This window comes from Amycolatopsis orientalis DSM 40040 = KCTC 9412, from assembly GCF_000478275.1.
In the GTDB taxonomy this organism is placed as follows: domain Bacteria; phylum Actinomycetota; class Actinomycetes; order Mycobacteriales; family Pseudonocardiaceae; genus Amycolatopsis; species Amycolatopsis orientalis.
Map to the genome: position 1 here is coordinate 45029 of NZ_ASJB01000042.1, position 17349 is coordinate 62377.

At 72.1% G+C, this 17349-nt stretch carries 2 protein-coding genes (both only partly in view); both read right to left on the reverse strand.

What is annotated here, in order from left to right:
- A protein-coding gene (locus L324_RS10685; RefSeq protein ID WP_051173837.1) for a non-ribosomal peptide synthetase crosses the window boundary here: on the reverse strand, window positions 1–9637 show its start. It extends 16526 nt beyond the left edge of the window; the window shows 9637 of its 26163 coding nt (coding positions 1–9637); the start codon lies at window positions 9635–9637; its stop codon lies beyond the left edge, outside the window.
- Window positions 9637–17349, reverse strand: the final stretch of a protein-coding gene (locus L324_RS10690) for a non-ribosomal peptide synthetase (RefSeq protein ID WP_051173838.1). The gene runs 13305 nt beyond the window's last position; only the last 7713 of its 21018 coding nucleotides appear in the window; its start codon lies off the right edge, out of view; it ends in the stop codon at window positions 9637–9639. The genes L324_RS10685 and L324_RS10690 overlap by 1 nt, the downstream gene beginning before the upstream one ends.

The window sequence follows — 17349 nt, forward strand, 5'->3', positions numbered from 1 at the left end:
GCGCCAGCGGGTAGACGTCCTGCGTGTTGGCCGCGCCGCCGGGGACGGCCGCCACCACCGTGTCCAGTTCCTCCGGGGTCAGGTCGACCAGCGTCAGCATCTCCGGCGTCAGCGCGGTGGCACCGTCCGGGATCAGGTTCGGCGGCACCTCCACCGCCTCCGGGGCCGCCACCGAGGCGAGCCCGGCCGGGGTCGGGGTCGTGAACAGCGCCCGTACCGACACCGCCATCCCGCGCCGGCGCAACCATTCCACCAGCGACACCGCCAGCAGGGAATGCCCGCCCAGTACGAAGAAGTCGTCGTCGACACCGACCCGTTCGAGGCCGAGTACCTCGGCGAACGCCTGGCACAGCAGCTCTTCCTCGATACTGGCCGGAGCACGTCCGCCCCCGGCGGTGTACGAAGGCGCGGGCAGGGCCTTCCGGTCCAGTTTCCCGTTGGCGGTCAACGGCAGTGCCTCCAGCACCACCACCGCCGACGGCACCAGGTACGACGGCAGCCGTCCCGCGGCGAACCCGCGCACGGCCTCCGCCAGACCGTCGGCATCGATCCCGGCGGCGGGCACGACGTACCCCACCAGCCGGACGTCACCGCCGACGTCCTCCCGCGCGATCACCGCGGCCCGCGTCACGTCGGGGTGTTCCGCCAGCGCGGCCTCGACCTCACCCGGCTCCACCCGGAACCCGCGAACCTGCACCTGGTCGTCCACGCGGCCCGCGAACACCAGCAGGCCGTCGGCGGTCCAGCGGGCCCGGTCCCCGGTCCGGTACATCCGGGCGCCCGGAGCTCCGGAGGGGCAGGCCACGAAACGCTCGCTCGTCAGGCCCGGTCGGCGCGCGTATCCCCGCGCCACTTGCGGACCGGCCACATACAGCTCACCCACGATTCCCGCGGGGACCGGGCGCAGCCATTCGTCCAGCACGGACACCGAGAACCCCGGAAGGCCGCGGCCGATCACGCTCCCGTCCGTCTCCGGGGCGAGGTCGTACCGGGTGACGTGCACCGTGGTCTCGGTGATGCCGTACATGTTCACCAAGCGGGGACCGGAATTCCCGGATCGCGCCCACCACTCGGCCAAGCGCGCGGGTTCCAGCGCTTCCCCGCCGAACACCACGGTCCGCACGTGCTCCAGCGCGGCTCCGGAGTCGACGGCCAGCAGCTGGTAGAACGCCGATGGCGTCTGGCTCAGCATCGTGACCCGTTCGCGCTCCAGCAACTCCGCGAACTCCCGCGGCGACCGCGACACCTCGAACGGCACCACCACGACGCGTCCGCCATGCAGCAACGCGCCCCAGATCTCCCACACCGAGAAGTCGAACGCGAACGAATGGAACCACGACCACACCTCACCGGAACCGAACAGTTCCCGGGTGGCGGCGAACAACGCAACCACATTCCGATGTGGAACCACCACGCCTTTCGGCGTCCCCGTCGAACCCGACGTGTAGATCACGTACGCCGGATGCTCGGGGTGGGTGAGGCTCGGCGGGGCGGACACGAGGTCGTGCCCGGATTCGTCCACCACGACGACCGGAACACCTTCCGGTATCAAGGAAATACAGTCCGCCGTCGTCACCACACACGCCGCGGCCGCGTCCGTCAGCACGAACGTCCTCCGCTCCGCAGGAGCGTCCGGATCCACCGGCACATACGCAGCCCCGGCCTTGATCACCGCCAGCAGTGACACCACCAACTCGGCCGACCGCCGCGCCACCACACCCACCACGGACTCCGGGCCGATGCCCCGGCCGACCAATCGATGGGCCAAGGCATTCGCCCGAGCGTCCAGTTCCGCATACGACAACCCGACATCGCCCACCGTCACAGCGATCGCGTCCGGCGTCCTCGCCACCTGCGCCTCGAACAACTGGGGCAGCGTCGCCTCGGGGACCGGCGGCCCCGGCTCGGTCCATCTCTCCAAAGTGGACAGTTCTTCGGCGCCCAGCAGGTCGATCGCGCCGAGTCGCAGCTCCGGGCGCCGGGTCACCTCGTCGAGCACACGCGTGAACCAGGCGACGATCCGGTCCGCGGTGTCCCGGTCGAACAGGTCGGCGGCCACGACGAGCGTTCCGCGCAACCCGGCGGGCGCGCCCTCCTCGTCGAAACCCTCCTCGAAGGCGAAGTCCAGATCGAATTTGGCGGGCACCGCCCCCGTGGGCTCCATCGAGGTCCGCAGCCCGGGCAGCTCGGTGTCGGGCCCGGCGGTGTTCTGCACGGTCAGCATCACCTGGAACAGCGGATGCCGGGTCAGCGACCGGGCCGGGGCCAGCTCCTCGACCAGCCGCTCGAACGGGACGTCCTGGTTGGCCAGCGCCGCGAGGAGGTTTTCCCGCGCCCGCCCCAGCGTTTCGGTGAAGGTCGGATTCCCGGATAGGTCGGTGCGCAGCACGAGGGTGTTGACGAAGAACCCGGCCAGCTCATCGAGGGCCTGGTCGGTGCGCCCCGCGACGGCCGTGCCGATCGGGATGTCCCGGCCCCCGCCCAGCCGCGCGAGCGTCACCGCCAAAGCGGCCTGCAGCACCATGAACACGGTCACGCCCTCGGTCCTCGCCAGCTCCAGGAGCCGCCGATGCAGCCCGGCCGGTAGCTCGGCCTCGGCGACGTGGCCCCGGTGGGACAGTTCCGCCGGCCGTGGCCGGTCGGACGGCAGGTCCAGCTCTTCCGGCGCGCCCGCGAGCGCGGCCTTCCAGTAGCCCACCTGCTGCGCGATCACACTGCCCGGATCGTCGTCGTCGCCGAGCAGTTCTCGTTGCCAGAGCGCGTAATCGGCGTACTGCACCGGCAGCGGCGCCCAGCGGGGAGCCGCACCGTCCAGCCGGGCCTCGTACGCCAGCGAGAGGTCGCGCGCCAAGGGCGCCATCGACCAGGCGTCGCCCGCGATGTGGTGCACCACCAGGACGAGCACGTGCTCGTCCTGCGCCACCGCGAACAGCGAGGCGCGCACCGGGATCTCCGCCGCCAGATCGAAGGGATACGCCGCGGCCCGTGCCACCGCGTCCGTCAGCCCGTCGCGCGGCACTTCCACCACGGGCGGCGTGAACGCGGCCTCGTCGGCCGAGAGCACGCGCTGGTACGGCTCGCCGTCGGCCAGCGCGAACACGGTACGCAACACCTCGTGCCGCCCGACCACGTCCTGGAGCGCGGCCGCGAAAGCCGTCCGGTCCAAGGAACCGGTCAGGCGCAGCGCCAAGGGGATGTTGTAGGTAGGGCTCGGACCCTCCAAGCGGCTCAAGAACCACAACCGCCGCTGCGCGAACGACAACGGCACCCGCTCCGGCCGCTCCCGCGCCGCCAGCGCCGCCCGTCCCGGCGCGGCGACCTCGGCGAGCCTCACCGCCAGCCGGGCGGGGGTGCGGGCCTCGAACACGGTCCGGATCGGGAGTTCGACGGCCAGGGTCGCGCGGACCCGGCTCACCAGCTGCATCACCAGGAGCGAATGCCCGCCGAGGGCGAAGAAGTCGTCGTCCATCCCGGCCGACGGCAGCCCCAGGACGTCGGCGAAGGCCTGGCACAGCAGCTCTTCCGTGGCGTTCGCCGGAGCCCTGCCTGCCCCGATCGCGTACTCGGGCGCGGGCAACGCCGCCCGGTCCACCTTCCCGTTGACCGTCAGCGGAAGCGCGCCCAGTTCCACGAACGCCGCCGGGATCAGGTATTCGGGCAGGCGTGCGGCCAGGTGGTCGCGTACGGCGTCGGTGATCCCCGCGCCCCCGTCCACGGGCACCACGTAGGCGATCAGCCGCTTGTCCCCCGGGACGTCCTCCCGCACGGCGACGGTGGCCTGCGCGACCGCCGGATGCCCGGCGAGCACGGCCTCGACCTCACCCGGTTCCACCCGGAACCCGCGGATCTTCACCTGGTCGTCCGCGCGCCCGGCGAACACCAGCCGTCCGTCCGGCGTCCACCGGGCCAGGTCCCCGGTGCGGTACATCCGCCCGCCCGGCCCGTACGGGCAGGCGACGAACCGTTCCGCCGTGGTCTGCGCGCGGTTGACGTAGCCGCGTGCGATACCCGCCCCTGCCACGTAAAGCTCACCGGCGACCCCCACCGGGACCACGTTGAGCCCGTCGTCGAGGACGTAGACGCGGGTGTTGTCCAGTGGCCGCCCGATGGGCAGCGCGCCGGCGGTCCCGGCGGCGTCGGTGATCTCGTGCTGGGTGGCGCACAGCGTGACCTCGGTCGGCCCGTAGAGATGCCGCACGACCACCCGCGAACCGGCCGCCAAGACCCGGCGCACGGCGTCGGCCGTCACCACGTCCCCGCCCGTCAGCACCTCGCGCGCCCCGGCGAAGCAGCCTGGGTCGTCCTCGGCCAGTGCCCGCAGCAGACCGGCGGTCACGTGGACGTGCGTCACGTCGTGCGCGGCGATCAACCGCCGGATCAGGGCCGCGTCGACGCGCTCGTCGGGGGCGATCACCACGGTGCCGCCCGACAGCAACGGCACCCACAGTTCGTACGACGACGCGTCGAACGCCTGGGGAGCGTGGAACAGCACCCGGGTCGCGGCACCCCAGCACCGGTCCATCGCCAGGCGCACCACGTCCCCGTGGGTGGCCACCACGCCCTTCGGCTCCCCTGTCGAGCCCGACGTGTACATCACGTAGGCGGCACAACCCGGCGGCACCGGGTCCGGCAGCTCGACCGCGGTGCCCGCCTCGGCCTCGACCGTCAACGCCGCGACCCCGAGTTCGAGCCCGGCGGTCGCCTCGTGCGCCAGCAGCAGGCAGGCGCCCGCGTCCGCGGCCACCGCGCGCAGCCGGGCCTCCGGCCATCCGGTGTCCAGCGGGACGAACACGCCGCCCGCCTTCAGCACCGCCAGTAGCGCCACCACCAGGTCGATCGACCGCTCCATCGCGACCGCCACGGCCGACTCCGGCCGCACGCCCGCGGCGACCAGCGCCCGCGCCAGCCGGTCCGCCCGCGCGTCCAGTTCGCCGTAGGACAGCTCCATCTCGCCGGAGACGACCGCGACGGCGCCGGGATCGGCCGTGACCCTGGCCGCGAACGCGTCCGGTACCGACACGTCCGGTACCGGGACCGCGGTGTCGTTCCAGCCGTCGAGCAGGGCCGACAGCTCGGTCTGGTCCAGCACGTCCACCGTGCGCAGCGGGGTGGCGGGCTCGTCGGCCAGTGCGGTGGTGAGCGCCTCCAGGCAGGTGATCAGCAGCGCGCCGACCCGCGCCGGGTCGGCGGGCGCCACCGCGTCCAGGGTGATCGCGAAACCGGACTCGTGGGCGTCGACCGCGACCGCGAGCGGGTAGTTCGTGAGGTCGCGGGCCGACAGGACCTTCATCCCGTCCAGCGCCGGGCTGTCTTCCTCCGAGGTGGCCGGGTTGTGCCGGTAGTTGAAGATCGAGCTGAACAGCGGGCCGCCGCCGGAAAGTCCGCTGGCCGCTTGGGCGAGCGCCAGCGGCGCGTGCTCGTAGGCCAGCAGGTCCGCGAGCTGATGCCGCAGTCCGGTCAGCGCTTCGCCGACGCCCTGCCGATCGAGGCGGACCCGGACCGGCAGCGTGTTGATGAACAGCCCCGGCACGCGGTCCGCGCCGGTGCCGGCGTTCATCCGTCCGAAGAGGACGGTGCCGAACACGACGTCGTCGCGTCCCGACACCGCGCCCAGCACGCGGGCCCACGCCAGGTGGAACACCGTCGCCGGGCTCGCTCCCCACGATCGCGCCACCTCGCGGACGCGGTCGCCCAGCGCGTCGTCCACCCACAGGTGGGCCTGTTCGGATCCGGTGCCGTCGCCGTGCAGGTCGACCAGCCCGTATGGGGCGGTCGTTTCCGTGACGTCGCCGAGGAGGGCGGTGAAGTACCGCTCGTAGTCTTCCCGGGGTACCCCGAGCCGTGCCTGCGCCACGAATTCGCGGAACGGCACCGGCGAGGGCAGTTCCCCGGTCCGGCCGGACAGGAACGCCCGCAGGTCGTCGAGCAGCACTTCCAGCGTGGTGTGGTCCTGCAGCAGATGGTGGACGCGCAGCAGGCCGAGCCATCGGCCGCCGCCCGGATCGGCGGCGAAGTGCACGTCCATCAGCGGCGCCCGGCCCAGGTCCAGCCGTCCGCCCACCGCGTGCAGGAGCTGCTCGACGGCGTCGGGGCCGCCGGGATCGAGGACGACCTCCTCGACCGGCACCTCGGCGTGGCGCACCACGACCTGCACGGGTTCCCGCAGTCCCGCCGAGACGACGGCGGTGCGGTAGATGTCGTGCCGGTCCACCATCCAGCGCAACCCGGCGAGGAAGACGTCGAGGCGGTCACGCGTGTCGAACTCGATGACGGTGGGCGTCACGTAGACGTCGGTTCCGTCCTGACCGGACATCAGGTGGTGGAAGAAGATGCCTTCCTGCAGCGGTGCCAGCGGGTACACGTCCTGGATGTTCGGCGCCCCACCGGGAACCGCCTCGACCACGTGGGCGATCTCGGTTTCGGTCAGGTCGGCCAGCGGCACCATTTCCGGCGTGATCTCGTCGGCGTCCGGCGGGATGAGGTTCGGTGGGACCGCCACCGGTTCCGGACCCGCCACCGCGGCCAGCCCGGCCGGGGTCGGCGTCAGGAACAGGGCCCGCACCGACACCGAAACGCCACGCTGCCTCAGCCATTCCACCAGCGACACCACGAGCAGGGAATGCCCGCCGAGGGCGAAGAAGTCGTCGTCGACGCCGACCCGTTCCAGGCCCAGCACGTCCGCGAACGCGGCGCAGAGGATTTCCTCTCGCGCTGTCTCGGGTGCGCGCCCCGTGCCCGCGAGGGCCGCGAAGTCCGGGGCCGGTAGTGCTTTGCGGTCGAGTTTCGCGTTGGCCGTCAAGGGAAAGGCGTCGAGGGCGATGATCGCCGACGGCACGAGGTACGCGGGCAGCCGCTCGGCCAGGAAGGATCTTAAGTCCTCAATGGACACTGTGTCGGCCGGAATCACATAGCCGACCAGCCGGAGGTCGTTCGGAGTGTCTTCCCGGGCTATGACCACGGCCTGCTCGACGTCCGGATGCGTCAGCAGCGCGCTTTCGATCTCACCCGGTTCAACCCGGAAACCGCGGATCTTCACCTGGTCATCGGTACGGCCCAGGAACACCAGCTCGCCGTCGGCGTTCCAGCGCACCCGGTCGCCGGTGCGGTACATCCGCTGGCCGGGTTCGAACGGGCACGCCACGAATCGCTCGCCGGTCAGTCCCGCGCGGCCCGCATAGCCCCGCGCCAGACCAGTTCCGGCCACGTACAGCTCGCCGCTCACACCGGCCGGTACCGGCTCCAGCGCGTCGTCGAGGACGTACACCCGGGTGTTCGGGATCGGCCGTCCAATCGGGACGGTGGCCACTCCGTCGGCCCGGCACCGCCACACCGCCGCGTTCACGGTGGTTTCGGCCGGGCCGTAACTGTTGAACATCACATGATCGGTGGCCCACCGGGAAACCAGCTCGCCCGGCAAGGCTTCCCCGCCCACATCGAGTACGAACCCTTCGGGCAGACCGTCTTGCGGCAGGCTGGCCACCGCGGCGGGCGGCAACGTCGCATGCGTCACCCCGAACTCGGCCAAGAACCCCGCCAACTCGGCACCCAAACGCCGCTCCGGCGGCACGATCACCAACGCCGCCCCCGACAGCAACGCCAGCAACCATTCTTCGCAGAACATGTCGAACCCCGACGACGCGAACTGCGCCACCCGAGACCCCGCACCCACCCCAAACCGACCATGACTCACCGACAAATTCACAAAACCCCGATGAGAAACCACCACACCCTTCGGCACCCCAGTCGACCCCGACGTATACACCACATACGCCGGATTCTCTGGCCTCAACGACGCCACTCGGTCGATGTCGGTCACCGGGGCGACCGGAGAGCTGAAGGACGCTTTCACCTCATCCCACGCCACGAAAGCGCCCCTCACCGCATGCGATGCGACGAAAGGCCCCTTCAGCCCACCACCCACCACCACACCCGCCGCCGAATCCTCCACCAGAAACCGAACCCGCTCCTCCGGCAGACCCGGATCGATGGCGAGATACGCGCCACCGGCTTTTAGCACCGCCAGAATCGCGACCACCAAATCCGGCGAACGCTCCAACACCACAGCCACCACCGACTCCGGCCCCACCCCCACCGCAATCAGCTCACGCGCCAAACAATTCGCCCTAGCGTCCACCTCCGCATAACTCAACTCGACACCGTCACCCACCAACGCCGTCGAATCCGGAGAACGCATCACCTGTGCGGCGAACAAATCCGGCACCAGCCCACTCGGCGCGGCGACCGCCGTGTCGTTCCATTCCCGCAGTACCCGGCGCCGTTCACCGTGGTCGAGAATCCGCAAGGACCGGACGGGGACGGACGGTTCGGCCGCGACGGTCTCCAGGACGCGGCCCAGCCACGTCACGATCCGTTCGACGGTCTCGACGTCGAACAGGTCCGCCGCGCCGATGAGGGCACCCTGCAGCCCCGTCGGGTTTCCCTCGGTGTCGAGGGTCTCCCGCACCACGAGATCGAGGTCGAGATCGTCGGACCGCCGGTCGTCGGGGATCAGGTCGATCCGCAGGCCGGGCAGCTCCAGCGCCGGCCCGCCGCCGCGTCCGGCGGAGACCAGATCCGCGGTTTCCACCGCGGCCATCACCTGGAACAGGGGATGACGGGACAGCGATCGGGTCGGCGACAGCTCCTCGACCAGCTTCTCGAACGGCACGTCCTGGTTTTCGTAGGCGTTCAGCGCGGCTTTCCGTACCCGACCGAGGACTTCGGCGAAGGTCGGATCGCCCGACAGGTCGGCCCGGATCACCAGGTTGTTGACGAAGCAGCCGACGAGGTCGTCGAGCCCCTCGTCGGTCCGGCCCGCGACCAGGGTCCCGATCGGGAGATCCACGCCGGCTCCCAGCCGGGACAGCAGCACCGCCAGCGCGGAATGCACCACCATGAACAGGGTGGCCCCGTGCGCCCGCGCCAGCTCCAGCAGCCGCCGATGCGTGTCCGCGCCCAGTTCCAGCTCGGCGGTGTGACCACGGGGGCTCAGCTGTGCCGGACGCGGCCGGTCACCCGGCAGGTCCAGTTCTTCCGGTGCCCCGGCGAGGGCTCGCCGCCAGAACGACACCTGCTCGGTCAGGGTGCTCTCCGGATCGTCCTCCGCACCGAGGAGTTCACGCTGCCACAACGTGTAATCGGCGTACTGCACCGGAAGCGGCGTCCACTCCGGCGCGCCGCCCGCCAGCCGTGCCGCGTACGCGGTGGAGAGATCGCGCAGCAGCGGGCCCATCGACCAGCCGTCGGCGGCGATGTGGTGCACCACCAGTACCAGCACGTGCTCACGCGGGCCCACCGGGAACAGCCGGGCCCGGACCGGGATCTCGTTCGCCAGGTCGAAGGCGTACGCGCTCGCACGCGCCACCGCGTCCTCCGGTACCGCTCCCTCGACGACCTCGAGTTCGAAGCCCGTCTCGTCGGCCCGGAGCACTCGCTGACAGGGTTCGCCGTCCTGGGCGGGGAACACGGTCCGCAGTACCTCGTGGCGGCCGAGTACGTCCAGCAGGGCGGCGGCGAGCGCGGCGCGGTCCAGCTCCCCGGTCAACCGCAGCGCCAGCGGGATGGTGAAGGTGTCGCTGGGGCCGTCCAGCCGCCAGAGGAACCACAGCCGGCGCTGCGCGAACGACAACGGAATCATCAGAACTCCTTTTCGTGCTCACGCATGGGCCGGAGTACCGGCCTCGTTTTCTTGCCGGTACCGGCGTTCGCCACGATCCACGCGGCCACCTCGGCGGCGGTCGGGTTCTCGAACAGCACCCGGAGCGGCACCTCGGCACCCGCGACCGCCCTGATCCGGCTGAGCAAGCGGGTGCCCAGCAGGGAATGCCCGCCGAGGGCGAAGAAATGGTCGTCGGGGCCGACCCGGGGCAACTCGAGGATCTCGGCGAACGCCTCGCAGACGAGTTCTTCCTCCCGCGTGGCGGGCGCCCGTCCCGCCCCAGCGGTGCCGTGTCCGGGCGCGGGAAGCGCCTTGCGGTCGAGTTTCCCGTTGACGGTCAACGGAAGCGCGTCGAGTTCGACGAACGCGACGGGCACCATGTACGCGGGCAACCTGCTCAGGGTGTACTCCCGGAGCACTTCGCCGAGGTCGTCGGTCCCCGGCTCCGCGCGGACCAGGTAGGCGACCAAGCGCCGGTCGCCCGCCCGGTACTCCCTGGCCACGACCGCCGCGTCGGCGACCGCCGGATGCTCCGCCAGCACCCGCGCGATCTCGTCCGGCTCGATGCGGAAGCCGCGGATCTTCAGCTGGTCGTCGACCCGGCCCTCGAAGAGCAGCCGTCCGCCGGTGGTCCAGCGGGCGCGGTCGCCGGTGCGGTACATCCGCTGCCCTGACCCGAACGGGCAGGCGACGAAGCGTTCGGCGGTCATCGCCGTCCGTCCGAGGTAGCCGCGGGCCAGGCCGGCCCCGGCCACGTACAGCTCCCCCCGCACTCCGGGCGGCGCCGGGGCCAGGGCGTCGTCGAGGACGTAGACGCGGGTGTCGAGGACCGCGGCCCCGATGTCGGGCGGGCCGCTGGGCGAAAGCGGCTCCGACATCGACGAGCAGACGGTGGTCTCGCTCGGTCCGTAGGCGTTCACGAACCGGCGTCCGGATGCCCAGCGCCGCACGACGTCGGCGGTGAGCGCCTCGCCCGCCGACACCAGGGTGGTGACCGGCGCCAGATCCTCCGGCGCGGACGCGGCGAGCAAGGCGGGCGGCAGGGTCGCGTGGGTCACCCCGTGCCTGGCGACGACTTCGGAGAGCCCGGCGCCCGAAAGCAGGTCCTCGGTCACCACCAGGCGGGCGCCGGTGCACAGCGCCATCACCAGTTCCCAGACCGACGCGTCGAACCCCGGGGACGCGAACTGCAGCACCCGGCTCTCATCGGTGACGGCGAGCCGTTCGACCTGGGAGGCCACGAGGGCGGCGATGCCGCGGTGCGGGACCACCACGCCCTTCGGCCGCCCCGTCGAGCCCGAGGTGTAGATGAGGTAGGCCGGATGATCCGGCAGCGGCGGGACGACGGGCGCGGTCTTCCGCTCCTCGGCCGCGTCGAGGACGACGACCGGCGGCGCCGTGCCCTCCGGGATCGACACCCTGCGCTCGATGGTCGTCAGCACGCAGACCGGCCGCGCGTCGCCGAGCACGTACTCGATCCGTTCCGGCGGGAGCACCGGGTCGACCGGGAAATAGGCGGCGCCCGCCTTGAGCACGGCGAGGAACGCGATCACCAGATCGACCGAACGGTCCAGCACCACGGCCACCGCCGACTCGGGGCCCGCGCCGTGCCCGGCGAGGACGGCGGCCAGCCGGTCGGAGCGCGCGTCCAGTTCCGCGTACCCGAGGACGGTGTCCCCGGTCTCCAGCGCGACCGCTTCCCCCCGCCGCGCGACCTGCGCGGCGAAGAGCCCGGGCACCGTCGCTTCGGACACTCCGGCACCTGACGGATTCCCCTCGCCGAGCACCTGACGGCGTTCGGCTCCGGTCAGGAGGTCGATCCGGCTCAGCGGGCGGGCGGGTTCGGCCACGGCGGCTTCCAGCAGCCGCACCAGCCGTGCGACGAGTGCCTCCGCCGTCGACCGGTCGAACACGTCGGCACCGAACTCCAGCGCACCCGACATGCCGTCCGGTGCGCCCTCCTCGTCGCGTCGCTCGGCGAGGCTGAGCATGAGGTCGTACCGGGCGACGCCGTGGGCGACCGGTTCGCCGCTCACCTCCAGCCCGGGGAGCCGGAGCTCCGCCTCGGGCGCGTTCCGCACGTCCAGCGCCACCTGGAACAGCGGCTGCCGCGACAGGGAACGCTCCGGGACGAACTCCTCCACGACCCGGTCGAACGGCAGGTCCTGATGCGCGTACGCCGCCAGGTCGGTCTCCCGCACCCGCCGCAGCAGCTCGGCGAAGGCCGGGTCGCCCGAGACGTCGGTGCGCAGCACCAGCATGTTGACGAAGAACCCGACCAGGTCGTCCAGCGCGTCGTCGGTGCGGCCGGCCACCGCGGTGCCGATCGGGACGTCGGCGCCCGCGCCCAGTCTGCTCAGCAGGGCCGCGAAACCCGCTTGGAGCACCATGAAAACGGTGACCTGTTCGGCCGAGGCGAGGTCCACGATCCGCCGGTGCAGAGCCGAGGACAGCTCCACCATGACCTCGCCGCCCCGGTGCGTCGCCACCGCGGGACGAGGCCGGTCCACCGGCAGCGGGATCTCTTCGGGGACACCGGCGAGGGTTTCGCGCCAGAACGCCAGCTGCCGGGACAGCACGCTCTCCGGGGCGTCGGCGTCGCCGAGCAGATCCCGTTGCCAGAGCGCGAAATCCGCGTATTGGACGGGCAGCGGCGCCCACTCCGGCGCCTGCCCCGCCGCGCGTGCCGGGTACGCGACCGACAGATCCCGTGCCAGCGCCGCGGTCGACCAGCCGTCGGTCGCGATGTGGTGCACCGCCAGCACGAGGACGTGGTCGTCCGGTGCCACGCGGAGCAGCCGTGCCCGGATCGGGATCTCCGTGGCGAAGTCGAAGGCGTAACCCGCCGCACGGTCGATCTCGTCCGCGACCTCCCCGGCCGCGACCCCGACCACCGGCAGCCGGAAATCGATCTCCTCGATCGGCAGGATCCGCTGGTACGGCTCGCCGTCCTCGACCGGGAGCACCGTCCGCAGCACCTCGTGGCGGGCGATCACGTCCCGCAGCGCCGTGGCCAGCGCCGCCGGGATCAGCGTGCCGCGCAGCCGGAGCGCGATCGTGTTGCTGTAGCTCGCACTCGACCCTTCGAGCTGGCTGACGAACCACAGCCTGCGTTGTGCGAAGGAAACCGGTGGCCGCTCCGGTCGCTCCCGGGCCGTCAGCGCCGGCCTGCCGGTCTCCGCCTGCCCCAGCCGTTCGGCGAGGCGGGCCACGGTCAGCGTCTCGAACAGGACCCGGATCGACAGCTCGACGCCGAGCACCGAGCGCACGCGGCTCACCAGCCGGGTCGCCAGCAGGGAGTTCCCGCCGAGCGCGAAGAAGTCGTCGTCGGGTCCGACCCGCTCAAGACCCAGCACCTGCGCGAACACCCGGCACAACAGCTCTTCGTGCGCGGTGGCGGGCGCGCGCCCGGTGCCCGGCGCGCTCGCCTGCGGGACGAACACCGCGCGGCCCGGGGCCTCCACTTCGGCCTCGTCGAGCAGCAGGCGACGCGGCCAGCCGGGCAGGCTCTTCGCCTCCTCGGTCGTGGTGATCAGCACCAGCGCGCCGGCGCCGGTGAGCGTGGCGGCGACCTGCTCCGGCGGATCCGCCGGATCGACGAGCACGTGACCGCCGCCCACCCGGCCGACGGCGGCCAGTGCCACCGCCAGATCGGCGGGCTCCCGCACACCGATCGCGACCACCGACTCCCGGCGCACGCCGAACGCGGTCAGCCGCCGCGCGAGCCGATCGGCTCCGGCGCCCGTACCCGGTTCAGGACGGGCCCGGCCGGTCACGTCGAGCACGTCCAGCGACAGGAGCGGAAGGTCCGGGGTCTCCTCCAGCGCGGTGGTGAGCTTCGCGAGCGAGGTGTGCAGCAGCCTGGCGAACCGGTCCGCGTCCACCGGCCGCACGACACCGACGAAGACACTGAACTCCACGCCGTCGTCGTCGATCGACACGCTCAGCGGGTAGTTGTCGTGCTCCTGGGTGAACACGGTCTCGACGTCGCCGAGCACGTCGCCGGGCTCGACGACGACGGGCCGGGCGTGCCGGTAGTTGAACAGCGCGGCGAACAACGGGCTGCCGTGGGGCAGGCCACCGGCCTCCTGGGCCAGTGTCAGCGGCGCGTGTTCGTGCACCAGCAGCTCGGCGAGCTGGTCACGCAGCTCCGTCAGCGCCGTTCCCACCGGCTTCCCGGCCAGGCCGACCCGTACCGGGAGGGTGTTCATGAACAGCCCGGGCACCCGGTCCGCGCCGACGCTCGACCGGCCGAGCAGCACCGTGCCGAACACGACGTCGTCGCGCCCGGCCACCGCCGCGAGCAGCCGCGCCCACGCCAGGTGGAAGAGCGTCGCCGGGCTCATCCCGAGCGATCGCGCCAGCGCCCGCACCCGCGTCGCCAGGCCGTCGTCCACCGTCAGCCTGGTCTGCCCGGTTTCCGTGCCGTCGCCGTGCACGTCCAGCAGTCCGTAGGGCGCGGTGGTCTCCGTGACATCCCCGACGAGCCCGGCGAAATACTCCCGGTGCGCCTCCTCGGGGACGCCGAGCCGGGCTTGCGCCACGAAGTCCCGGAACGGCGCGGGAGCGGGCAATCTGTCGGCCCGGCCCGCCAGTATCGCCTTGATCTCGTCGAGCACGATGTCGAGCGCCGTGTGGTCCTGGACGAGGTGGTGCATCCGGATCAGCACCAGCCATCCGGCACCGTCGCCGGGTTCGGCCGCGAGGTGCACGGTCAGCAGCGGCGCCCGGCGCAGGTCCATCCACCCACCCGCGGCGGCCAGCAGTTGCCCGACCGCGTCCCCGCCGTCGGCGTCGAGGGTGACCTCGGTGACCGGCAGCTCGGCGTGCCGCCACACGACCTGGACCGGCTCGGCCAGCCCGTCCGAGACGAGCGCGGTGCGGTAGACGTCGTGCCTGTCGATCACCTGCCGCAGCGCGGACAGGAAGGCTTCAAGTCGTTGCCTCGCCCCGAAACGCAGGACGAACGGCATGGCGTAGACGTCGTCACCACCCCGGTCGGTCATCAGGTGGTGGAAGAAGATGCCTTCCTGCAACGGCGCCAGCGGATAGACGTCCTGGATGTTGGGCGCCCCACCGGGAACCGCCTCGACCACCCGCGCGATCTCGGCCTCGGTCAGGTCGATCAGCGGCAGCATTCCCGGCGTGACCTCGTCGGCGTCCGGCGGGATCAGGTTCGGCGGGACCGCCACCGGTTCCGGACCCGCCACCGCCGCCAGCGCGGCCGGCGTCGGCGTCACGAACAGGGCTCGCACCGAGACCGACACCCCGCGGTGGCGCAACCACTCGACCAAGGACACCGCCGACAGCGAATGCCCTCCGAGTGCGAAGAAATCGTCGTCGGCGCCGACCGCGGGCAAGCCGAGGATCTCGGCGAACGCCTGGCACACCAGCTCTTCCTGGGCGGTGGCGGGAGCACGTCCGCCGCCCGTGTCGTGCCGGGGGCCGGGGAGCGCCGCCCGGTCCACCTTCCCGTTGACCGTCAGCGGCAGGGCGTCCAGTTCCACGAACGCCGAAGGCACCAGGTACCCGGGCAGCCGCTCGGCGGTGTGCGCGCTCACCGCGTCGGCGATCGAGGTCCCGGTGTCCGCGGGTACCAGGTAGCCGACGAGCCGTTTGTCCCCCGGGACGTCCTCCCGCACGAGGACGGTGGCCTGCGCGACCGCCGGATGCCCGGCGAGCACGGCCTCGACTTCGGCGGGCTCGACCCGGAAACCGCGGATCTTCACCTGCTCGTCCACGCGGCCGACGAACACCAGCCGCCCGGCGGAATCCCACTTCACCCGGTCGCCCGTGCGGTACATCCGTTCGCCCGTCCCGCCGAACGGGCATGCCACGAACCGCTCCGCCGTCCACAAAGGACGATTGAGGTAGCCGCGCGCGACACCCGCGCCGGCCACGTACAGCTCACCGGCGACCCCCACCGGAACCGGCCGCAATCCTTCGTCCAGCACGTACACGCGGGTGTTGTCGAGCGGCCGCCCGATCGGCAGGACACCCGCCACCGCACCGGGATCCGCCACCTCGTACTGGGTCGCGCACAACGTCACCTCGGTCGGCCCGTACAACTGCCGCACCCGCACACCCGGAACGGCCTCCAGCACCCGCCGCACCGCGTCCGGCGGGACCACGTCGCCGCCCGTCAGGACCTCACGCAGACCGGTGAAACACCGCGGATCCCGATCGGCGAGCACCCGGAACAGGCCCGCGGTGACATGCACATGCGACAGCGCGTGGTCCGTGATCAGCCGTCGCAGCACGGTCGCGTCCATCCGCTCCACGGGTGCCACCACCACCGTGCCGCCCGACAGCAACGGCACCCACAACTCGTACGACGACGCGTCGAAAGCGTGGGGCGCGTGGAACAACACCCGCGGGGTCACACCCCAGCAGCGATCCTTCGCCAACCGCACGACGTCCCGATGGCTTACCACCACACCCTTCGGCGTCCCGGTCGAACCCGAGGTGTACATCACGTACGCGGCACCGTCCGGCGAGACCGCGCCGGGAAGATCCACCGCGACGTCCGTCCCGGCGTCCGCCCGGATCGCCGGGATCCCGAGGTCGTGCTGAGCCGTCTCGTCGTGCACCACCAGCACCCCGGCGCCCGCGTCCCCGGCCACGGCGCGCATCCGCGCGACCGGCCAGCCGGTGTCCAGCGGCAGATAGGCGCCACCGGCCTTCAGCACCGCCAGCAGGGTCACCACGACGTCGGCCGAGCGCTCCAGCAGCACCGCGACGACCGACTCCGGTCCCACTCCCGCAGCGGCCAGCACCCGCGCCAGCCGGTCTGCCCGCGCGTCCAGTTCGCCGTAGCCGAGCCGGACGCCCTCGGCGATCACGGCCACCGCGTCCCGATCGGCGACAGCCCGGCGCGCGAACGCCTCCGGCACCGACACCTCCGGGACGGCCACCGGCATCGCGTTCCACTCCGTCAGGATCCGCCGGCGTTCGTCCGCCGCGAGCACGTCCACCGAGGCGATCGGGGCGCGCGGATCCCGTGCCATCGTCCGCAGCACCCGGACCAGCCGATCCGTCAGCAGCACGGCGGTGCCGGAGTCGAACAGGTCGGCGGAGACGAGGAGGGTGCCGCTGATCCCGGCCGGCGCGCCCGCTTTGTCGAAGCTCTCGCCGAGGCTCAGATCGAGGTCGACCTCGAGCGACTTGACCGCGGAAGGCAGCGCCACGGCCCGCAACCCCGGGAGGTCCAGCGGCGGCTCCCCGGCGCGGCCGGTGTTCTGCAGGGTCATCAGCACCTGGAACAACGGATGCCGGGCGAGGGAGCGGACCGGGGCCAGCTCCTCCACCAGCCGTTCGAACGGGACGTCCTGGTGCGCGAACGCGGACAGCGAGGTCTCGCGGACACGGCCGAGCACCTCGGCGAAGCTGGGCTCGCCGGACAGGTCGGTGCGCAGGACGAGGGTGTTGACGAAGAAGCCCACCAGTTCGTCCAGGGCCTGGTCGGCCCGTCCCGCCACCGCGACGCCGATCGGGATGTCCGTACCCGCCCCGTGCCGCGAGAGGGTCACGGCGAGTCCCGCCTGCAGCGCCATGAACACGGTCACGCCCTCGCCGCGCGCCAGCTCCAGCAGCGCGCGGTGCAGGTCCGCCGGGATCTCGACCCCGGCCGGATGCCCGCGGCGCGAACCCTCCGCGGGCCGGGGCCGGTCGGCGGGCAGGTCCAGCTCCTC